The organism is Marinobacterium sp. xm-d-530 (genome assembly GCF_013283365.1).
In the GTDB taxonomy this organism is placed as follows: Bacteria; Pseudomonadota; Gammaproteobacteria; order Pseudomonadales; family Balneatricaceae; genus Marinobacterium_E.
The window spans coordinates 288,153-308,050 of the sequence record NZ_WBYM01000004.1 but is presented as its reverse complement, the minus strand read 5'-3'; the positions used below and the strand labels follow the sequence as shown (position 1 = coordinate 308,050).

The 19,898-nt window shown below is 49.1% G+C and carries 22 protein-coding genes; 15 read left to right on the top strand and 7 right to left on the bottom strand.

The features are described 5' to 3' along the window. Positions 1-23 precede the first annotated feature (23 nt). A complete protein-coding gene (locus XMD530_RS08780) occupies positions 24-650 on the top strand; it encodes an FKBP-type peptidyl-prolyl cis-trans isomerase (RefSeq protein WP_173507041.1) in 627 nt (208 codons plus the stop codon). Between the two features lie 3 nt (positions 651-653). Further along, positions 654-1,412, top strand: coding sequence for an alpha/beta fold hydrolase (locus tag XMD530_RS08775; protein WP_173506279.1), 759 nt, complete (start codon positions 654-656; stop codon positions 1,410-1,412). Here XMD530_RS08775 and bioD read toward each other — a convergent pair. Next, positions 1,401-2,063 carry a dethiobiotin synthase gene (bioD, locus tag XMD530_RS08770; protein WP_173507040.1) on the bottom strand — a complete coding sequence of 221 codons (663 nt, stop codon included), beginning with the start codon at positions 2,061-2,063 and terminating at the stop codon, positions 1,401-1,403. The two genes, XMD530_RS08775 and bioD, sit on opposite strands and share 12 nt — an antisense overlap. Positions 2,064-2,162: 99 nt before the next feature. On the opposite strand from bioD, the gene XMD530_RS08765 reads away from it, so the two are divergent. The 7 genes from XMD530_RS08765 (at position 2,163) to XMD530_RS08735 (ending at position 8,498) form a co-directional block, all read left to right on the top strand. Beyond that, positions 2,163-2,861, top strand: coding sequence for a ComF family protein (locus XMD530_RS08765; protein WP_173507039.1), 699 nt, complete (start codon positions 2,163-2,165; stop codon positions 2,859-2,861). A gap of 60 nt (positions 2,862-2,921) precedes the next feature. Then, the gene (locus XMD530_RS08760; RefSeq protein ID WP_173481206.1) at positions 2,922-3,737 is read left to right on the top strand and encodes an SDR family oxidoreductase; all 816 of its coding nucleotides are present in this window, start codon (positions 2,922-2,924) and stop codon (positions 3,735-3,737) included. Between the two features lie 4 nt (positions 3,738-3,741). Beyond that, a complete protein-coding gene (tsaA, locus tag XMD530_RS08755; protein WP_173507038.1) occupies positions 3,742-4,422 on the top strand; it encodes a tRNA (N6-threonylcarbamoyladenosine(37)-N6)-methyltransferase TrmO in 681 nt (226 codons plus the stop codon). A gap of 57 nt (positions 4,423-4,479) precedes the next feature. Beyond that, entirely contained in the window at positions 4,480-5,442 is a 963-nt protein-coding gene (locus XMD530_RS08750; RefSeq protein ID WP_173506280.1) for an SLAC1 anion channel family protein, read from the top strand. A gap of 67 nt (positions 5,443-5,509) precedes the next feature. Continuing rightward, on the top strand, positions 5,510-6,814 hold the full coding sequence (locus XMD530_RS08745) for a DASH family cryptochrome (protein ID WP_173494911.1): 1,305 nt from the start codon (positions 5,510-5,512) through the stop codon (positions 6,812-6,814). Next, the gene (locus tag XMD530_RS11435) at positions 6,814-6,957 is read left to right on the top strand and encodes a DUF2256 domain-containing protein (RefSeq protein ID WP_173481210.1); all 144 of its coding nucleotides are present in this window, start codon (positions 6,814-6,816) and stop codon (positions 6,955-6,957) included. Before XMD530_RS08745 ends, XMD530_RS11435 begins: the two co-directional genes overlap by 1 nt. Then, positions 6,954-8,498 carry a cryptochrome/photolyase family protein gene (locus tag XMD530_RS08735; RefSeq protein ID WP_173507037.1) on the top strand — a complete coding sequence of 515 codons (1,545 nt, stop codon included), beginning with the start codon at positions 6,954-6,956 and terminating at the stop codon, positions 8,496-8,498. Before XMD530_RS11435 ends, XMD530_RS08735 begins: the two co-directional genes overlap by 4 nt. On the opposite strand, the gene purU is transcribed toward XMD530_RS08735, so the two are convergent. Next, complete coding sequence (purU, locus tag XMD530_RS08730) at positions 8,499-9,368, bottom strand: formyltetrahydrofolate deformylase (RefSeq protein ID WP_173506282.1); 870 nt, start codon at positions 9,366-9,368, stop codon at positions 8,499-8,501. It lies immediately after the preceding gene. A 105-nt stretch (positions 9,369-9,473) separates the two neighbouring features. Between purU and XMD530_RS08725 the strand changes: the two genes are divergently transcribed. Further along, a complete protein-coding gene (locus XMD530_RS08725) occupies positions 9,474-9,665 on the top strand; it encodes a hypothetical protein (protein ID WP_173506283.1) in 192 nt (63 codons plus the stop codon). Positions 9,666-9,673: 8 nt separating this feature from the next. Here XMD530_RS08725 and XMD530_RS08720 read toward each other — a convergent pair whose 3' ends face one another. After that, positions 9,674-10,615, bottom strand: coding sequence for a ketopantoate reductase family protein (locus tag XMD530_RS08720; RefSeq protein WP_173507036.1), 942 nt, complete (start codon positions 10,613-10,615; stop codon positions 9,674-9,676). A 5-nt stretch (positions 10,616-10,620) separates the two neighbouring features. Next, positions 10,621-11,499 (bottom strand): LysR family transcriptional regulator, encoded by an 879-nt coding sequence (locus tag XMD530_RS08715; protein ID WP_173507035.1) that lies wholly within the window; start codon positions 11,497-11,499, stop codon positions 10,621-10,623. A 111-nt stretch (positions 11,500-11,610) separates the two neighbouring features. On the opposite strand from XMD530_RS08715, the gene XMD530_RS08710 reads away from it, so the two are divergent. The 3 genes from XMD530_RS08710 (at position 11,611) to XMD530_RS08700 (ending at position 15,354) form a co-directional block, all read left to right on the top strand. Then, a complete protein-coding gene (locus tag XMD530_RS08710; RefSeq protein WP_173507034.1) occupies positions 11,611-13,110 on the top strand; it encodes a CoA-acylating methylmalonate-semialdehyde dehydrogenase in 1,500 nt (499 codons plus the stop codon). Between the two features lie 80 nt (positions 13,111-13,190). Next, positions 13,191-14,099 (top strand): DMT family transporter, encoded by a 909-nt coding sequence (locus tag XMD530_RS08705; protein WP_173507033.1) that lies wholly within the window; start codon positions 13,191-13,193, stop codon positions 14,097-14,099. Between the two features lie 79 nt (positions 14,100-14,178). After that, positions 14,179-15,354 carry a YbfB/YjiJ family MFS transporter gene (locus XMD530_RS08700; protein ID WP_371731754.1) on the top strand — a complete coding sequence of 392 codons (1,176 nt, stop codon included), beginning with the start codon at positions 14,179-14,181 and terminating at the stop codon, positions 15,352-15,354. A gap of 63 nt (positions 15,355-15,417) precedes the next feature. Here XMD530_RS08700 and pobA read toward each other — a convergent pair whose 3' ends face one another. From pobA to XMD530_RS08685, 3 genes are all read right to left on the bottom strand, one after another. Beyond that, positions 15,418-16,629, bottom strand: a complete 1,212-nt coding sequence (gene pobA / locus XMD530_RS08695; RefSeq protein ID WP_217362084.1) for a 4-hydroxybenzoate 3-monooxygenase — start codon at positions 16,627-16,629, stop codon at positions 15,418-15,420. Positions 16,630-16,739: 110 nt separating this feature from the next. Continuing rightward, complete coding sequence (locus XMD530_RS08690) at positions 16,740-17,621, bottom strand: helix-turn-helix domain-containing protein (protein WP_173506432.1); 882 nt, start codon at positions 17,619-17,621, stop codon at positions 16,740-16,742. Positions 17,622-17,643: 22 nt separating this feature from the next. Continuing rightward, the gene (locus XMD530_RS08685) at positions 17,644-18,114 is read right to left on the bottom strand and encodes a MarR family winged helix-turn-helix transcriptional regulator (protein ID WP_173484362.1); all 471 of its coding nucleotides are present in this window, start codon (positions 18,112-18,114) and stop codon (positions 17,644-17,646) included. A gap of 206 nt (positions 18,115-18,320) precedes the next feature. On the opposite strand from XMD530_RS08685, the gene XMD530_RS08680 reads away from it, so the two are divergent. Together XMD530_RS08680 and XMD530_RS08675 are read left to right on the top strand one after the other, a co-directional pair. Then, complete coding sequence (locus XMD530_RS08680; protein WP_173481221.1) at positions 18,321-19,091, top strand: crotonase/enoyl-CoA hydratase family protein; 771 nt, start codon at positions 18,321-18,323, stop codon at positions 19,089-19,091. Between the two features lie 16 nt (positions 19,092-19,107). Next, positions 19,108-19,875, top strand: coding sequence for a 3-hydroxyacyl-CoA dehydrogenase (locus tag XMD530_RS08675; protein WP_173481222.1), 768 nt, complete (start codon positions 19,108-19,110; stop codon positions 19,873-19,875). Positions 19,876-19,898 lie beyond the last annotated feature (23 nt).

Here is a 19,898-nt window from a genome sequence, read left to right as displayed (position 1 = left end):
TTAAACGAAACATTTGGATAATCATGAGCGACATTACATTAGAAACAACTGAACAGCGCGCCAGCTACGGCATTGGTCGTCAGATGGGTGACCAACTGGCACAAAACGGTTTTGACGGCGTAGACATCAACGCGGTTGCCTTTGGCCTTAAAGCCTCTTTTGCCGGCGAAGCGATGCACGTAGAACCAGAAGATCTACAAGCAGCATTCAACGAGCTGACTGAACGCCTACGCGCTAAACAAGAAGCAGAAGCCAAAGAGAAAGCGGCTGCTGGCCAACAGTTCCTAGACGACAACGCAAAGCGTGATGAAGTAACAGTGACTGAGTCTGGTCTGCAATACGAAATCCTATCGGCAGGTGATGCGGATGCTGAGAAGCCAACGACGGCTAACAAGGTACGTGTTCACTACCACGGCACATTCACAGACGGCTCAGTCTTCGACAGCTCTGTCGAGCGCGGTCAACCGATCGAATTCCCCGTAACAGGTGTAATCGCAGGTTGGACTGAAGCCCTTCAGTTGATGCCTAAAGGCTCTAAATGGCGCCTATTTATCCCTTACAACCTAGCCTACGGTGCGCAAGGTTCTCCAGGCGGCATCCCTCCTTACTCAACGCTTCTATTTGACGTTGAGCTACTGGACGTTCTGTAAGCGATGAGCTTGCACTTTCATCGAAGCGGTTCTGGTGAGCCGCTTTTGATGTTACACGGCCTATTCGGCAGCTGGGAAAATCTTGGCGGTCCCATCAAAGCACTGCAACAGCAGTTTGATGTCATCGCTCCCGACATGCTGAACCATGGCCGCTCTCCTCAGGTTGATCAGTTTAACTACAGCACTTTTGCAGACTCCGTCCTGGCACTGGCCGACCAACTTGGGTTGCAGCAATTTAATCTATTGGGGCACTCTATGGGCGGCAAGATCGCCATGGAGCTAGCACTGAATCATCCCGAACGCGTTTCACGATTAATCGTGGTTGATATTGCTCCCGTGCAATACCCTCACCACCACACCGATGTGTTTAAAGGGCTAAAACAGGTCCCACTGAACGAGATCAAGAGCCGAACCGAGGCTGATCGACACCTCAGTCAACACATAGACAGTGCCAGTATTCGAGCCTTTCTTCTGAAGAACCTCTATCGCACAGAAGCGGGGTTTGATTGGCGAATGAACTTAGAGGCACTTGAGCGCGAGTATGATCAGATCGCCAGCCCCATGAGTGAGGGGGAATACCTCGGGCCAACTCTTTTCATCAAAGGCAGCGAATCAGACTACATCAAGCCTGAATACCAAAACGAGGTGGTTAAACGCTTCCCCAAAGTTCAACTCAGAATCATCGAGGGGACTGGGCACTGGCCACACGCAGAGAAGCCTGCGCTTTTTACAAAGATTGTTGAGCGGTTTTTACAGTCCTAGTGGCGCCCAATCCAACTGATCTGACCCACCCTCTTCGCTAGCGAGAGAACCTAAATAAGGCGCTGGAACCACTCGGCTCAGCCACTCGATTACTCGTTCATCAGAGTCACTCTCGGACGGCGACACGACCCAGCCGGCTAAAGCGAGACCATCGCGACGAATCGCTTCGACGGTTAATAAGGTCTGATTGATCGCATTCTCATTTAGACTGACGACCAATATCACTGGAAAGCCAAGCGCCTGGGCGACGCTGGCCATCGACTCGCGATCATTGATTGGCGCCCGCCATCCACCGACTCCCTCAACCAACGCCAGGTTGACCGAACGCATCAGTGCACCGCCCATGTAGGCTTTAATTCGATCCGCACTCATTCTAACGTCCGCCATCTCAGCAGCAATGTGTGGCGAAGCATTTTCGGCGAGCGAGAAAGGATTGACCTGAAGATAGGAGAGTTCAATAGAGGAGCAAGCCATTAAATTCAGCGCTTCTTGGCTCTTTAACTCTCCTTCCACGTCACTGCAGCCAGTAGCAACTGGCTTGAGGCCAAGAGAGCTAAATCCTTTCTGATTAGACTGCTTTAAAAGCGCGCAACTGAACTCATTGACGGGTGAAGAGACCTCAGTGCCTGTTACAAAAAAACGCTGTTTCATACCTTGCACTGCCCCTTTCAGATTATGTTTGAGCGACTATTTTACAGAGTTAAAAACGCTGACTAAACTAAATTTATCATAGGCAAGGAGGCCAGACTGATGTTTCAGATAGAGTCGATCGTTGAGTGGTTATTTGACTCAGCAAAATGTCCATTATGCAGACTCAGCAAACCGCTCAATCAGCCACTCTGTTTAGGTTGCTTTGCAGACCTTGCTAAAAACAGCACCCCCTGCCAGGTCTGCGCTTACCCTCTTAATCAACCAGACGAATCCTGCCCAGACTGCTATGGCGAGTGGTTTCATTTTGATACCGCACAATCACCACTGATCTACCAGTTCCCCATGCGAGAGCTGTTCCAGAAGATCAAACAGGGAAAGAATCCAGAGCCCCTTTTCTGGATGAGCCAACTGCTAGCACAGCAGATCGATCTCTCTCGATTCGGCACCCAACCCACACTGATACCGATCCCCAGCCACCCAATCGACTGTGCGCTGCGTGGCTTTAATCAAGCCGAGATCATTGCCCAACACTTAAGTCGCTATTTAAAGCTCCCCCTTGAGCGGCAATCCCTTCAAAAAAAGCGTCGAACAGACCACCAAGCCTCTCTCAATCGCGCAGAACGTAAAACCAATTTAGGTTCGACCTTCTACTGCAATCAGCCAGCGCCCAGTCACGTCCTATTGATCGATGACATTCATACCACCGGTACCACCTTTGACCGAGCATCTGAAGCACTAAAAGCAGCGGGCACGGTTTACATTGAAGCGATTAGTATCTGTAGAACACCTGGGCAATGAAGCTTTTCATAGTCGTTACTTAGCAGTATGGTGATGTCAGTATCAAACTAGGACAGATTGATGAACCGTATCGATGGAAAAGTAGCAATCATTACAGGCAGCACTCAAGGCTTGGGCGCAGCCATCGCACACCAATTTGCCCAAGCAGGCGCAGCAGGAATTGTTATCACCGGCCGCAACCAGATCAGAGGCAAACAGGTCTCTTCAGAGATCGCGGAACAGTATGGCATTAAAACCCATTTTGTTGCGGCTGAACTCGATCAAATAGACCAGGTTCGCAACATTGTGGCCGAGACCGATCAGCAGTTTGGACGGGTTGATCTATTGGTGAATGCGGCAGGATTAACGGATAGAGGCAACCTACTGACGACCTCTCCAGAACTGTTCGATCAAATGTTCGCCATCAACACAAAGGCGCCCTTCTTTCTCATGCAAGAGAGTGTCAAAGTGATGATTCGCGAGAAGATCAAAGGAGCCATCATCAACATTGGATCGATGTCAGAACATGCCGGACAACCTTTTCTATCCCCCTACTGCGCATCAAAAGGTGCCTTGGCGACACTCACCAGAAACTCTGGCTATGCCCTGTTAAGAAACCAAATTCGCGTCAATCAGCTCGATATAGGCTGGATGAACTCTGATCACGAGCGAGAGCTGATCGCTCAAGAGACGGGGGATGATTCATTTATTGATCGGAAAGCAGCCACCCTTCCGGCAGGCAGAATTCTTCAGACTGATGAGGTCGCTAAAGCGGTGCTATGGATGGCTTCAGAGGACAGCGGCATGATGACGGGATCCGTCATTCAGTTCGATCAAACCATTTGGGGGGCCTACGATGACGCTGCCGTTCCTGATAGACCGATTGAAGAGATGTAACTGAATGCACAGTATTGAACCGATCGGTTTCATCAAAACACCATTCAAAGAGAAGTTTGGCGCACCGCGCCAGCCTGGCCTTGCGCCCTCCGCGCAAGCTGTATTGGAGCTAGTCTCACCCTACAACGACCCTGATGCCGTTAGGGGGTTAGAGCACTGCTCTCACGTTTGGCTGATTTTTCAGTTCAGTGAGAACCTGAATGCCGGCTGGAAGCCTTTAACTCGACCACCCCGCCTAGGTGGCAACGAGAAGCTAGGCGTGTTTGCCACACGCAGCACACATCGCCCCAACGCCATGGGGTTATCGGTTGTGAAACTCGACTCAATCAATACAAACCAAGGGGTTCACCTGAATCTGTCCGGTATCGACCTTGTCGATGGCACCCCGGTCTTTGATATCAAACCCTACATCCCCTACTCTGATGCGCTACCAGATGCCGTTTACCCCGGCATGGAACAGCCCGAACCCTTGCAACAACCTATTCAATTTTCTGAGCAGGCCTTAGAGGTTATCTCTAAAGAACCACAACTATCGACACTCATTGAAGAGGTTCTAAAGCAAGACCCTAGACCCGCCTTTCACTCTGATGAGACACGTATTTACGGAATCAGTTTGGAGCGCTTCAACATTCAGTTTTCGATCAGTAGCGATGCCATAGAGGTGATAGCAATTGATCAATCTTAATGTTGCCATTAAGGTTAGCCCTTATATTAGATCCATCTAATTTCACAGGATTAAACAATGAATGATGTGACATCTCGTCTAGCCCATATGCCGGTGGCTCTGTTCGCAACGGTAATGGGAATGAGTGGCTTAACCCTCGCTTGGAAAAAAGCCTCTGAGGTTCTAGGTATTACTAACCTTGTGTGGCAAGTACTGTTAGTGATTACGGCCGTTCTATTAGCAACACTGGCAATCAGCTACCTATTAAAGATGCGCCGTCATGCTCATCAGGTGATTGCCGAGTTTAATCACCCCATCAAAATCAGCTTCTTCCCTGCTTTTTCCATCGGTTTAATGCTGATCGCGGTCGCAATGGCGGAGATCATGACACCTCTGGCAACGGCCGTATGGTGGATGGGCGCTTCAATCCAACTGATCTTGACGCTCTATTTGATGAATCAATGGATACACCACGCTCGCTGGCAGGTACAACACACGACCCCTGCTTGGTTCATCCCGATTGTGGGCAACATCATTGCACCCATTGGCGGGGTTACGCTGGGCTTTACCGAGGTCAGCTGGTTCTTCTTTGCGATCGGAATAGTCTACTGGATTGTGTTAAAGGTATTAGTTTTTAACCGCATCATTTTTCACGAGCCACTCCCAGAGAAGTTACTGCCGACACTGTTTATCATGATCGCGCCGCCCGCGGTCGGATTTATTGCCTATTTGAAGCTCAATCAGGGCGTTGTCGATAACTTTGCACACATCCTCTACTACGCGGCGATGTTCTTGGTTCTGCTACTTGTGTCGCAGCTTCCACGTTTTGCAAGAATCCCCTTCTTTGTCTCTTGGTGGGCCTACTCTTTCCCAATTGCAGCCTTCACCATTGGCACACTGATCATGTTTGAGCAGAGCCAGACTCTCTTCTTCCAAACATTGAGCCACCTGATGCTGACACTGGTCTCTATTTTGCTAACGGTGTTGATTGTCAAAACGGTCAAAGCGGCTATCAAAGGATCTATTTTCCAACCCGATTGATTCCAGTCACTCCGTGCTCTAAAGCCCAGAGCAGTGCGTATCAAAGATTCAACCATAGGATCGCCCCATGTATCGACACACACTGCTCTGGTTCACCAACAACTTACGCCTTGATGACAACCCCGTCTTTAATAAAGCCCGTAACAGCGAACAGCTAACCTGTCTCTTCATCCAACACCCCAGGGATAAGCGCACCAATCGATTTGGTTTCAAAGGAATCGGTAAGCATCGCCAACAGTTTTTAAACCAAGCACTGTCAAGCTTGCACAGCAAACTTAGCCTGCTGAACCAGGCGTTAGAAGTGATTGAAAGCGATTACGTCGAAGCGTTAAGCCAGGTCATTTTACGTGATCAAGTCGAGCATTTAGTCACCTCTCGACACACTGGCAGCTATGAGCAGAGCGCTCTTAAAGAGATCGCATCACGCTTTCCGCACCTAGTGATAACAGTGTTAGAGACGCACACTCTTTACGGTGAGCGACAACTTCCCTTTGCCCTAGCGGAACTGCCGGATAGCTTCACCCCCTTTAGAAAGAAGATAGAGTCGATCGAGGTTGATGCCCGTATTGCTGAACCTGACAGCCTACCTCCTCTCGGCGATAAACAGGGTTCCACATTCAACATTGATTGCTCTAGCGAGAATGCCTTCAACGGTTCTGAGCAGAGCGCGTTAGACCATCTCGAACACTATTTCTCCAGTGATCTACCCGCCACCTACAAGGAGACTAGGAATGGTCTGGATGAGTGGGCGTGCTCGACTAAATTCAGTCCCTGGTTAGCGCTAGGGGTATTGTCACCCAAGCGCATCATTGAGAGGCTGAATCGTTATGAGGAAGATGTGGTTGCAAATGACTCGACCTACTGGATATTTTTTGAACTGCTGTGGCGTGACTATTTCCAGTGGTATGCCCACAAGTGGGGCAACAAGATCTATCACCAGACTGGGCCATTTAATCGTAAGCCCTTAACCTCTTTCTACCCAGAACGAATGAAGTCCTGGATTGAAGGCACCACCCCCTACCCAATCGTCAACGCTGCCATGCGTCAGTTGAAAGCAACGGGTTATCAATCCAATCGCGCCAGACAGCTGGTGGCGAGCTGCTTAGTGCATGAGCTTGGCATTGACTGGCGTTACGGTGCGGCCTACTTTGAAGAGGCGCTGATCGATTTTGATCTGGCCAGTAATTGGGGGAACTGGCAGTACTTAGGTGGAGTTGGTGCAGACCCGCGCGGCCATCGACAATTCAATCTGGCGAAGCAGACACAAACCTATGACCCTGAGGGGCTATTTATACAGCGTTGGGGCGGTGAAGAGATGATGCTGCCAATCGATCGTGTCGACTACCACGACTGGCCCATCGAGATGAAATAATGCACCACAAACTCAATCTACCAAGCAAAATCTGTGAGCAGTGCCAAAAGCCCTTCAACTGGCGCAAAAAGTGGGAGCGCGATTGGGAGCAGGTGAAGTACTGCTCGGAGCGCTGTCGACGCGAGGCTAAGCAACAGCGATGAGCACCCTTAGACTGGTACTCGGCGACCAACTCAACGCCAAACACAGCTGGTTTCGTGACAAATCAGACCAAGTTACCTACCTCATTGCTGAACTGCACCAAGAGCAGAACTACGTTAAACACCATCTGCAAAAGATCACCGCTTTTTTTATGGCGATGCAGCGCTTTGCCGAGGCTCTTAAAAGCGCTGGTCATCAGGTCATTCATTTAACGCTTGATGAGACCGCCGATTTTGAATCCCTAGACTCATTGATCAACCATTTGATCAAACGCCACGGTTTTACACAGATTGAGTATCAGCGACCTGATGAGATACGTCTGCTTGAACAGTGTCGCAACCTATCACTACCAGAAGGGACCGGTCTGCGTGAGTTCGACACCGAGCACTTCCTACTGCCATTTGAAGCGATCAGCAAAGAGTTTAAACCTAATACTGGACACCGTATGGAGGCCTTCTACCGGCGCATGCGGGTTAAACATGGCTACCTTATGCAGGGCAAAGAGCCCGAAGGCGGTCGTTGGAATTACGATACCGAGAACCAAAAAGCGTTTAAAAAAGCGGATCTTGCGGACATTCCAGAACCACTGGTGTTTGCTCACAACACAGAAGATATTCGAAACCGTTTAGATCGACACGGCATCAACTACTTTGGTGAGATGGGCACACAACTTGTCTGGCCAATCACACGAAGTGAAGCGTTGGAGTTACTGGAGTTTTTCTGCACTCACTGCCTTCCTCTGTTTGGAAAATTTCAGGATGCGATGACGGCGAACTCAGAGCACAAATGGAGTCTCTACCATTCACGAATCTCCTTCGCTTTGAACTGTAAAATGATCTCACCGGCACAGGTGATTGAGCGTGCCATTCAAGTATACCGCGAGCAGCCCGAACGTATCGATCTTGCTCAGATAGAGGGCTTTGTCAGGCAGATTCTAGGTTGGCGCGAGTTTGTTCGTGGCATCTACTGGATCAATCTACCTGAATACCCCAGCATGAATGCCCTGAATGCAGATAGGCATCTCCCCGACTTTTTCTGGGATGGTAAGACCAAAATGAACTGCATGCACCAGTGCATTGATCAGTCACTGGAGTACGCCTACGCGCACCACATTCAGCGACTGATGGTTATAGGGAACTTCTGTTTAATGGCTGGCATTGATCCTAAACAGGTTGATGCCTGGTATCTAGGCATCTACATCGACGCCATTGAGTGGGTAGAGATGCCCAACACCCTCGGTATGAGTCAGTTTGCCGACGGCGGCTTGCTAGCTTCCAAACCCTATTCAGGATCAGGCCAGTACATCAATCGAATGAGCGACTACTGCAAAGGGTGTCACTACGATGTGAAACAACGCTCGGGGGATAACAGCTGCCCATTCAATAGCCTCTATTGGCACTTCCAACATCGCCACGCCAGCCGTTTCAGCAACAACCCACGCACCGCGATGGTCTATCGTAACTGGGATAAAAAGCCTGAAGAGGAGAAAACAGAGATTCTGCAAACAGCCGAGCACTATTTGCAGAACCTAAATGCACTGTAACTAGGAGAGAACAACCGTCTTAAGGCCATTCACAAAGACGCGCTGTTCGGTGTGAGCACGCACGGCTTTGGATAACGCCAGGTTCTCCATGTTACGCCCCATGTCTCGCAAATCATCAGGGCCGAAACTGTGATCAACACGTCCCACCTCTTGTTCGATGATCGGACCTTCATCAAGATCAGAAGTAACATAGTGAGCGGTTGCACCAATCTGTTTAACACCGCGATCATAAGCTTGGAAATAGGGTCTAGCGCCCTTAAAGCCTGGCAAGAATGAGTGGTGTATATTGATGCACTGCCCAGCCAACGCCGAACAGAGCTCAGGCGACAGAATCTGCATGTATCGAGCCAGTATCACCAACTCAGAACCTGTCTCTTTGAACGCTTGAAGAATGCGCTTTTCACGAGCAGCTTTGGTCTCAAGTTTTGTCTCCAGGCTAGGCAACAACTCAAAGTCTAAGCCGTAGAAATTGGCGACAGGCTCAAGGTCTGGGTGGTTCGACAGAATGCCTGTCACTTCAATATTGAGCTCACCTCGTTTCTGCTGGTAGAGCAGCTCCATCAAGCAGTGATCATGTTGTGAGACCAGTATCAGCGTTTTCATGGGCGCTTTAGCACTGCGCCACTGAGCGTTCATCTCTAACGCATCAGCAACTTCGCGATTAAACTCTTTTGCTATCAGGTCTAAATCCAATGGTGTATGAGTTGTAAACTCTAAACGGCTGAAAAAACGACCCGACACTTCGTCATCAAACTGCTTCATTTCGACAATGAAAAAATCACGATTCGCTAAAAATGTAGTGATTGCGGCCACCAATCCAGTACGGCCGGGACACTCAACCTTGAGTGTATAATGATGTGACGTAGACACGCTGTTTCCTAATTGTGCAGATCGAACTTAATTAGCTCGAATATCTAATATGCGTTTAGAATAAACGCTTCGTTTTTATATGCAATCCACCTAAGGATACAAATTGTGATTCGCGATGATGACCTAGCTTTTTTCAAACCCAAAGCGCGCCGCTATGGTACTGTCATATTTACAGGACTTTGGGCTGCAGCTGAGTGGTTCCTTTGGGGTGCTGCCCCATTCTGGTCGATTCTTGCTACGGGTCTGTTTGGGTATACCTATTGGCGATTAATTCACACCTTTCCTAAAGAGTTGTAGCCACTCAGTTACTTCACTCCTGACCAGAACTTAGGTGAAACCTGGCGTGCCAATATGAGTGCCGTCATCAGCTCATTTTTGGGAACCGAAACACCCAAGCGTTTCGCTTGTTCAACAACAAATCCATTCAACGAATCGACCTCTGTTAAGCGCCCCGCCCGCACGTCTTGCAACATCGAGGGCTGATGAAAGCGGTGTTCGGCACAGGCGAAGTTGATTAGGTTATGCAGCGCCTCTGTATCCACAATCGCATCCATTGCGTTCGCGACACTGACAGCCTCATCAGCCAACGCGTGAGCTTCCCGCTTCAACGCCTCAGTGTCATTAACAATGCCTGGGCCGGCATCTGTTAAGGCACAAACTCCGTTCATAGCGACATTAAAGCAGGCTTTCTGCCAGATCTTGTTCAGTGGCTGATCGACATTGGCAGCGGTAATACCTGCCTCTGTGAGTATTTTCTCCAACTCAATCGCTGCTGAAAGCGCATGTTGATCACTGGGATTGAGTGGGCCAAACCAAGTATCGCTAAACCCGTGCGAGCGAACAAAGCCAGGCTCAACCTGAGTTGCGGGAATCATCGTAACGCCATGAATCACAGACTGTTTAACATGTTCAGCGATTCGCAGACCATTACCCAAACCGTTTTGAAGCGTTACTATGATCGATGAAGGTGATAGTTTTGGTTCAATGGCCTTGATAGCCTCTACACTTTGGTAGGTTTTAGTGAACAGCAGTACAAAACGAGCATCGCACGCGTGCTCTAACTGCACCGCACTTGGGTGAACAACAAAGGTATCATCACTGGTTTCAACTTTGAGCCCCTGAGCGTTTACCACTTCAGCATTACTGCTTGAGCGATTGACCAGTTGTACACTGTAACCCGCCTCAGCAATGCACCCACCGACATATGCACCCAGTGCGCCAGCTCCTAAAATCATCACATCATTCATAGACACTACTCAGCTTTTAGTCCCTTCATAAATTCGAGGGTAGCACCGATTCGAGGTACCTTCTCGGTACTCTGGTGATAGACAAGATAAAACTCTCTTTGTACCTCAATCTCAGGGATCAAACGTACCAGTTGATCACTCTCTCTTAGTAGAAACCTGTGCAGCATACCGATACCTAAACCAGCTTTAACTGCTTCAACCTGACCAATAGGAGAGTAGATTGCTGTTTGTGATTGCCACTGAGGCCATACAGAGCGAGGTGTATTGAGTTTGTCCGAAAAAAGAAGGTCTTCCACATAACCGATCAAACGATGCTCCGATAAATCCTCAATAGAGTCCGGCATACCGTATTGATCAATATATTGTTGAGATGCATAGAGACCAAGGCTATAGCTACCTATGCAGATAGAGTCCAGCTTGGGTTCGGTTGGTTTACCCACCATCACCGCAATATCGGCTTCACGCCTTGATAACGAAAAGCCGCGTGACTGAGGAACAATTTCTATATTTAGATCTGGGTTATCCTGAAGAAAAGATGACAACTGCGGTGTCAGCACGCGCAGCGCAAACCCCTCTGGCGCTGCGACACGCACAGTGCCACTGACGGAGCTGCTATCACTACCAAAGATTTCGCCGGCTGCTTCTATTTCGGCCTCTGCACGCTCGAGGTAATGCATCAAACGCACGCCTTCGTCGGTCAGTTTCAGTCCTTTACTCAGGCGGATAAAGAGCGGAGTTCCAGTCCTCTGTTGCAAATAAGAGAGGTGACGAGACAGTGTAATCGTCGAGATATTTAGGTTCTCAGCCGCCTTTCCCATCTGCCCTGCCCTAGCAACGGCAAGAAAGTAACGAGCATCTTCCCAGTTAAATGTTGAACTACGCATAACCCACCCAATTGATCTATCAATTTTGATATATCATACAGTGATTATTTTATATTGTTACAACAAATATGATGATGTCTAATAACTCCATACCAATAAAGGAGAAGTTCTATGTCTATCGTAGGTAACTACATCGGCGGCCAGCACGTCGCTTCAAACTCAGGTCGTACAGCACCTGTCTACAACCCTGCGACTGGCGCACAAACTAAAGAGGTTGCGCTTTCAACTGCAGATGAGACTCGTGCAGCGATTGCCAATGCACAAGAAGCTTTTAAAACTTGGAGCAAAGTGACTCCACTTCAGCGCGCTCGCGTCATGTTTAAGTTTAAAGAGCTAGTAGAAGCTAACGCTGATGAACTTGCTGAGCTAATTACTTCTGAGCACGGTAAAGTCTTCTCTGACGCGAAAGGCGAACTAACTCGTGGTCTTGAAGTTGTTGAGTTTGCTTGTGGTATCCCTCACCTTCAGAAAGGCGAGCACAGCCTAAACGTTGGCCGTGGCGTAGACAGCTACAGTCAGATGATGCCTATGGGTGTGTGTGCGGGTATCAGCCCATTCAACTTCCCAGCAATGGTTCCAATGTGGATGTTCCCAGTAGCAATTGCCTGCGGTAACACCTTCGTAATGAAGCCATCTGAGAAAGATCCATCAACGACTATGCGTCTAGCTGAGCTTCTAACTGAAGCGGGTCTTCCAGATGGTGTATTCAACATCGTTAACGGTGACAAAGAAGCAGTCGACGTGCTTCTAACAGATGAGCGCATTCAGGCTGTCAGCTTCGTTGGTTCTACTCCAATCGCTGAGTACATCTACTCTACTGCAAGCGCGCACGGCAAACGTGTACAAGCACTGGGCGGTGCTAAAAACCACATAATCGTAATGCCAGATGCTGAGCCATCACAGGTGGTTAGCTCTCTAATGGGCGCTGCTTACGGTTCTGCCGGCGAGCGTTGTATGGCGATCTCTGTCGCGGTCTGTGTAGGTGACGCAGTTGCTGATCACCTTATCAAAGATATGACTGCAGAGATCGAGAAGATGTCTGTAGGCAACGGTATGTCGACTCCAGAGCCACACATGGGTCCTCTAGTGAGCCGTGTACACGCTGACAAAGTATTGGGTTACATCGATTCAGGTGTTGAAGAAGGTGCAACATTGGTTGTTGATGGCCGTAACTTCAAAGTGGTTGATCACGACAACGGCTACTTTGTTGGCCCAACTCTTTTCGATAACGTTAAGCCTGGCATGCGCATCTACAACGAAGAGATCTTCGGTCCGGTGCTAGCGGTTGTTCGTGTTAACAGCTACGAAGAAGCGCTAAACCTAATCAACGAGCACGAATACGGTAACGGCACGGCCATCTTCACACGTGACGGTGACACGGCTCGTAACTTCTGTGAAAACGTACAAGTGGGCATGGTCGGTGTCAACGTGCCAATCCCAGTACCTATGGCATTCCACAGCTTCGGTGGCTGGAAACGTTCGCTATTCGGTCCACTGCACATGCACGGTCCAGACGGCGTTCGCTTCTACACTCGCATGAAGACAATCACAGCTCGCTGGCCAACCGGTCTAAGTGCTGGTCCAGAGTTCACAATGCCAACAATGAAGTAATCTTCATTGAGCAACAAAAAGACGACCCTTGGGTCGTCTTTTTTGTTTATGCTATCCACTCAACCTTACGAGATCACACATTGAACCCTCAATACCTTAAATCTGACCTACTCATGCTGCTGGCCTCCCTGTTAGCTGCCATTAGCTGGATATTCTCTAAAGAGGTTCTGCTAGGTCTTGAACCCATTCTATTCATGGGCTGTCGATTTATGTTGGCGGGGCTCCTGATTGCCCTGTTCGCACGCAGTGAGTTGTTACTCTTCACCTTACGTGACCTTTCGCGGGTGACCTTGGTTGGTGTGATATTTGCCGCAGGCCTAGGGTTTTGGATATTAGGCCTGTTCCACGGAACTCATATCGGAATCGGCGCGTTTCTGACCAGTTTAGGTGCCATTTTTGCACCTCTTTTGGCGCCACTATTTGGTGACCAACCCACACGTTTTGCCTGGTTCGCGGTGCCGGTTGCTGTGATCGGTGCTGCTTTTCTCACCTTAACATCTAACTTTGTCTTTGGTTTGGGTGAGTGGTACTACTTAGCGTCAGCAATCTCCTTTGCAATCTACCTAAACATCAATAGTCGCGCCGCCGGTAAAACACCATTAAGAGCACTGACGTCGATTCAACTGCTGACAGCGGGCGCTGTTCTGTTACCGATCTCATTGTTAACCGAAAGCTGGACCATTAACGCCGAGATCTCGATTCTAGGCTGGTTTCTTGCCAGTGTATTAATTGGGACCAGTCTGCGCTTTTTTGTTCAGACCTACTCACTGAAACTTGGCCCCGCAAGTCGAGGTGCTCTGATCCTGACATTGGAGCCTGTTTGGGTGGCTATCTTAGGTATGATTTGGCTGAAGGAGACGATGTCCGCGTCGCAACTACTCGGTTGCACTTTGATTCTGCTCGCCGTTTTCATATCCAGAGCAGACCTATTGTTAAAGGTTTTCTGTAAATCGAAGCGACTAAGACGGAATGGGCATTCCGCATCTTAAAATCGATGCACTAAAGGTTTAATACATTTATCTACTTTTTCGCATTAGAGTGATCGAACCACTTTAGGAATTGAGCGACGTGAACACTGCAGATTCAAACATACATTTAACACGTGAGCGCAACAAGGTTATCTTTGCTGGCATCTGTTCAATGATCCTGACGGTTGGCATAGCTCGATTCGCTTACACACCTCTGCTACCGCAAATGTTAGAGCAGACAGATCTCTCAAAGCTGGTGGGAGGCTGGTTAGCGACCTACAACTACATCGGCTATCTCGTTGGGGCCATCTTGGCGGCGAATATCAAAGAGCTGTCAGCAAAATTTCACCTCTACCGTTTTTATCTGATTCTAGCGACGGTCACCACCTTTGGCACTGGCCTTACTGAGGATCACCTGCTCTGGTCAATACTCAGATTTCTCTCTGGCATCTCCAGTACCGCGGGGCTGCTACTCGCCTCTGGACTGGTCATCAACTGGTTGCGCGCCAATCATTTCAAGCCGCAACTAGGGGTCCATTTCATCGGCATGGGTATCGGCATTGTCTTTACTGGGCTGATCACCGCCCTATTTTCGGCCGATCTAAGCTGGGATCAACAGTGGCAGGATCTTGCATTGATGGGCGCCCTCTTTCTTATCCCTGCCTGGCTCTGGATGCCCTACCCACCGAAGTTTGAAGCCAACACCGCCAGTGCTGTTGAAGAGCCCGATTCGCGGTTCATGAATCTACTGATCGCCACCTATTTTTGTGCCGGTGTCGGTTACGTCATTAGTGCTACGTTCATTATCGACATACTACAGAACACCCCTCAGTTAGCCGGCAAAGGTGGTTGGGTGTGGGTCATCGTGGGACTTTGTGCGGCGCCGTCGGCACTGATCTGGGACAAGGTAGCTAACCGCATCGGACAGATACAAGCCCTGCAATTGGCCTACATCATTCAAATCGTTTCGTTTATCTTGCCGCTTGTGACCGACCACAGCTTGGCCAGTTTCATTGCCGCCGCTTGTTGGGGAGGCACCTTTGCCGGAATCGTCAGCTTAACCTTAGCTATTGTCGGACGTGCATTCCCCTACAACCCAGCGAAAGCGATGGCAAAACTGACCATCAGCTTTGGGGTTGCTCAGATCGTTGCACCGATTTTTGCCGGTTATGTTGCAGACCTATCCGGCTCCTACCTTGGAGCACTCATCGGTGCATTGGTTGTGATGATTGCAGGTATGATGTTTTTGCATAAGATTGGCTATAACCTGAAGTGAATGACCAAATAAAAACGCCAGGCTGCAACTAAGCAGCCTGGCGTTATTAGCAGATGCGTAAAATTACTCTTTTACATCTTCGTAAGGAAGACCTACATACTGCTCGGCAATAACACGACGACCATTTTCGTAGTTCATGAAGTAGCTGAGCTCAGAATCCATAAAGCGCTGACGCATTTCTGGATCAGTACCTGCATCGCTAACTTCGTCACCAAAGTCGTGAAGCATGTTAGTCATCATCCAGCTGAAACGTTCACCGTGCCAAACGCGGCGCAGTGCGATTTCAGAGTACTGATCAATGTATTTACGATCACCCGTTTCATAAACTTTAGTCAGAATCTTGTATAGCGTTGCCACATCAGAAGCAGCCAGGTTAAGACCTTTAGCGCCTGTTGGCGGTACGATGTGTGCCGCATCACCGACTAGGAAAAGATTGCCGTACTGCATTGGCTCACAAACAAATGAACGGAGCGGTGCAATAGACTTCTCAAGTGCTGGTCCAGTAGTAACATTGTCAGCCGCCTCTTTAGGTAGGCGCTTTTTAAGCTCTTCCCAGAACGCTTCATCAGACCAATCTTCAACCTTGTCAGTCAAAGGTACCTGAATGTAGTAACGTGAACGAGTTGGTGAGCGCTGTGATGCTAGGGCAAAGCCACGCTCTGATTTCGCATAAATAAGCTCATCGTGACATGGAGGCACATCAGCCAGTAGACCTAACCAACCGAATGGGTAGACACGCTCGTGCTCAGTACGTACATCTTCAGGAATCGTTTGACGTGAAACGCCGTGGAAGCCATCACAACCCGCGATGAAGTCACACTCAAGACGGTACTCTTCTCCACCGTGAGTGAATGTCACATAAGGATTATCACTCTTCACATCATGTGGCTGAACATCCGATGCTTCATAGTAAGTATCCAAGCCTTCAGTTGCTTCACGAGCAGCCATTAGGTCTTCAGTAATATCGACCTGACCGTAACAGACAACGACGTCACCGCCTGTCAAACCTTTAAGGTCGATACGATGATTTTCACCATTTACTGCAATGACGACACCTTCATGAACGTGACCACACTTGTCCATGTTTTCAGCAACACCGGCTTCACGGACTAGATCTGCAAAGCCCTGCTCAAGGATACCTGCGCGGATACGACCCAATACGTAATCACCTGTTACACGTTCAAGTATGACGTTAGAGATCCCTTTCTTGTGTAACAGTTGTCCTAACAACAGACCCGAAGGGCCGCCACCAATGATCGCTACTTGTGTCTTCAATGTTTTCATTATTCTGCTCTCGAGATGATTCAAAATCGTTCAAACATAATGGACCGACGGCTCTGCTCCCAACAGGGCCATTAACGATCATTAATAGTACTTTTCCGATCTTAATTAGAGTCGTAGTTATGAGAACTACGGTAGACAGCAGGGGTTTGATCAGTCAGTTTCTTGAAGAAACGCGAGAAGTAGGCAGGGTCTTTAAAGCCCAGATCAAAGGCCAACTCTTCGACACTACCGCGGGTGAACACCAGACGACGCTTGGCTTCCAGCAGCAATCGCTCTTGCACCATCGCCTTGGCGGTTTTACCCACCTCCTGTTTACAGAGGCGGTTAAGATGATCGGCCGATATTCCAATAAACGACGCATACTGCTCTACCGACAGGTGGTCATAGAGGTGTTGTTCGATCAGTTTTCGGTATCGTATTACCGGTTTGGCGGCTTGAAGTGATGGCGCGCTATCAGCATCAGTGACTAGCAAACGGCGCAGCTGCATCAACGTCGCTCGGGCTAACCATTCCGAGACCAATGAGTGCCCCATATCGACAGAGGCCAGTTCCCGCTCGATCATGCCTAAGTAACCCTGAATCTCCTGAACAATGCGCTCTTGACCGACTAGAGAGATCACCGATGCACCAGCAAACAGGGAACCAAAATAGGGTTCACAACGCTCATAGGACTCGTTGGTCAACAGCGGTTCTGCCAATGTCAGCACGACACCCTCAGTTTCGGGCGAGAATCGAAAGCCATGTACAACACCGGCAGGCAATGAAATCGCAAAGGGGCCTGTCAAAGAGTGATTATGATCATCGATAGTGACGTCAGCCATGCCATCAAAGACAAAAATGATTTGGAACATTCGTCCATGTCGGTGTGGTTGAATAGACCAACCATTATCGCGACTGCGACTGGCTATGTTCTCAACATGCACAAACACCGGATCATCAATATTGGATTCACCGTAGAGCCCAAACTGGGGAATGGGATTCATGCTCGTTGAGGCGGTCATGCTTTTACTGAGCCTCAGCCCGATTCGATAAACGAGTCAGCATATCGACCAGCAGTTCACGCTCTGAATCTTGCAACGGCTCATAGAAGGCCTCTTCGTTAGCCTTTACCTTCTGCTCGGCTGCTTGGTACCACTCATTACCATGCTCAGTCATTCTCAGTGCATAGGATCGTCTGTCATTCTCGGCAGCACAACGCTCTAGCAGATTCATTTTTTCTAGCTTATCGATCGCTGCGACCATAGCCGAACGGTCAGTACCAAGGGTATTCGCCACTGCAGTCTGCGTCAGGCCAGGGTTACGGTAAACAATTTCCAACACAGCAAACAGCCCCGGACTGATGCCTAACTCAGCACACCCCTTAGAAAAGCCATTAAATGCAGCAAGCTGAGCACGACGCAGGTGGTAGCCTAGGGAGCTGCCCAGCAGCCCGAGATCCACATCTAATTCATTTTTACGCTTTGAACGACTCGCCATTCCTTACCCTTAACACTAATACAGCTGCTATAAGCACTTAAAAAGATAGGGATATTGTAAACACACTTTGTACTTAAATTAAAATTGTTTAGTTACTAAACAGTTTTAGACCAAAGCATATTGCTGAACCCTTTAATTGTTTATATGATAAACAAATATCAGACAGACACTGTGCTTCATAGCACCCAAACAAAATGAGGCTTCTTATGAGCAACTACACTTACATCCAGTTCACTGTTGAAGACGGCATCGGCCACCTACACCTTAACCGTCCTGAGAAGAAAAACGCGATCAACGACGAACTGTGTCTTGAGATCGAACAGGTATTTATCACCATGCCTGAAGATGTACGTGTCGTGATTTTCTCGGGTGCTGGCCCAGAGTTCTGTTCAGGTCTTGATCTTGCGGAACACAAAGCACGCCAAGGCCTAGATGTTGTTAAGCACTCAAACATGTGGCACCGCACCTTTGGACATATTCAAAACTCAGGCCTTCCAGTAATTGCCGCTATGCAGGGTGCTGTTATCGGTGGTGGCCTTGAGCTAGCAACCTGTGCACACGTTCGTGTTTCTGAAAAAGGCACTTACTACCGCCTACCAGAAGGCCGCCACGGTATCTTCGTGGGTGGTGGTGCATCACGTAACGTTGCACGCGTTATCGGTGCCGGCCGCATGACTGAGATGATGCTAACGGGTCGTGATGTCGACGCTGAGGAGGGCTACCGCCTAGGCCTATCACACTACGTTGTTGAAAATGGCCAGTCACTAGAGAAAGCAAAAGAGCTAGCAGCACACATTGCCACCAACTCACCCTACTCAAACTGGGCTATGACAACAGGCCTTCGTCACATCGACAGCATGTCTCATGACGACGGCATGTACACTGAGTCTCTACTTTGCGGTATTACACAGACTCACCCAGACGTTGTTGCTCGTCTAGAGAAGTTCCTAAACCGTAAAAAACAGCCACAGCAGTAAGCGGCCGGAGTTCACTATGCAGATTGCAGATAAACTATTTCTAGTGACTGGCGCTGGCTCAGGCCTTGGTGAAGCAGTGGCACGTCGTCTAAGTGCGATGGGTGGCAAGGTATGTATCGCAGATATCAATGAAGCAGGCGGCAACCGTGTTGCAGCCGATTTGGGCGACTCGGCGATCTTTTGTAAAACTGACGTCTCTGATGAAGCTTCTGTAAGCGCGTGTATTGAAGCAGCAACAGCTAAGTTTGGTGCACTCTCAGGGGTTGTTCACTGTGCTGGTGTTGGCGGTGCTAAACGTCTGGTTGGCCGTGATGGCCCACACGACCTTGCGAGCTTCCAGCGCATTGTAAACATCAACCTAGTCGGTACATTCAACATTGCACGTTTGGCTGCGAACGTCATGCAGAACAACGAACCAGGTGATTCTGGCGAGCGCGGTGTGATTGTCAACACGGCATCGGTTGCTGCATTTGATGGTCAGATTGGTCAGGCGGCTTACTCTGCATCTAAAGCCGGTGTAGCAGCAATGACACTACCACTAGCGCGTGAACTAGCGAAACTTGGCATCCGCATCATGACGGTTGCTCCAGGTCTATTCCGCACACCGCTGATGGACGAACTACCTGAAGAGGTTCAGGCAGCGCTTGGGGCATCTGTACCTTTCCCTTCACGTCTTGGTAATCCAGATGAGTTTGCAATGCTTGCACAGCAGATCATCGAAAACCAGATGTTAAACGGTGAAGTGATCCGCCTTGATGGTGCGATCCGCATGGCCGCCAAATAATCATTAAGCAGAGGTAAGTTAAC

What these genes read in the sequence shown, in the direction of transcription:
- XMD530_RS08780 (WP_173507041.1), top strand. Translation starts at nt 24, where the DNA reads ATGAGCGACATTACATTAGAAACAACTGAACAGCGCGCCAGCTACGGC.
- bioD (WP_173507040.1), bottom strand. Translation starts at nt 2,063, where the DNA reads ATGAAACAGCGTTTTTTTGTAACAGGCACTGAGGTCTCTTCACCCGTC.
- XMD530_RS08710 (WP_173507034.1), top strand. Translation starts at nt 11,611, where the DNA reads ATGTCTATCGTAGGTAACTACATCGGCGGCCAGCACGTCGCTTCAAAC.
- XMD530_RS08720 (WP_173507036.1), bottom strand. Translation starts at nt 10,615, where the DNA reads ATGAATGATGTGATGATTTTAGGAGCTGGCGCACTGGGTGCATATGTC.
- XMD530_RS11435 (WP_173481210.1), top strand. Translation starts at nt 6,814, where the DNA reads ATGCACCACAAACTCAATCTACCAAGCAAAATCTGTGAGCAGTGCCAA.
- XMD530_RS08685 (WP_173484362.1), bottom strand. Translation starts at nt 18,114, where the DNA reads ATGGCGAGTCGTTCAAAGCGTAAAAATGAATTAGATGTGGATCTCGGG.
- tsaA (WP_173507038.1), top strand. Translation starts at nt 3,742, where the DNA reads ATGCACAGTATTGAACCGATCGGTTTCATCAAAACACCATTCAAAGAG.
- XMD530_RS08760 (WP_173481206.1), top strand. Translation starts at nt 2,922, where the DNA reads ATGAACCGTATCGATGGAAAAGTAGCAATCATTACAGGCAGCACTCAA.
- XMD530_RS08690 (WP_173506432.1), bottom strand. Translation starts at nt 17,621, where the DNA reads ATGAATCCCATTCCCCAGTTTGGGCTCTACGGTGAATCCAATATTGAT.
- XMD530_RS08750 (WP_173506280.1), top strand. Translation starts at nt 4,480, where the DNA reads ATGAATGATGTGACATCTCGTCTAGCCCATATGCCGGTGGCTCTGTTC.
- XMD530_RS08775 (WP_173506279.1), top strand. Translation starts at nt 654, where the DNA reads ATGAGCTTGCACTTTCATCGAAGCGGTTCTGGTGAGCCGCTTTTGATG.
- XMD530_RS08715 (WP_173507035.1), bottom strand. Translation starts at nt 11,499, where the DNA reads ATGCGTAGTTCAACATTTAACTGGGAAGATGCTCGTTACTTTCTTGCC.
- XMD530_RS08745 (WP_173494911.1), top strand. Translation starts at nt 5,510, where the DNA reads ATGTATCGACACACACTGCTCTGGTTCACCAACAACTTACGCCTTGAT.
- XMD530_RS08735 (WP_173507037.1), top strand. Translation starts at nt 6,954, where the DNA reads ATGAGCACCCTTAGACTGGTACTCGGCGACCAACTCAACGCCAAACAC.
- XMD530_RS08675 (WP_173481222.1), top strand. Translation starts at nt 19,108, where the DNA reads ATGCAGATTGCAGATAAACTATTTCTAGTGACTGGCGCTGGCTCAGGC.
- XMD530_RS08680 (WP_173481221.1), top strand. Translation starts at nt 18,321, where the DNA reads ATGAGCAACTACACTTACATCCAGTTCACTGTTGAAGACGGCATCGGC.
- XMD530_RS08765 (WP_173507039.1), top strand. Translation starts at nt 2,163, where the DNA reads ATGTTTCAGATAGAGTCGATCGTTGAGTGGTTATTTGACTCAGCAAAA.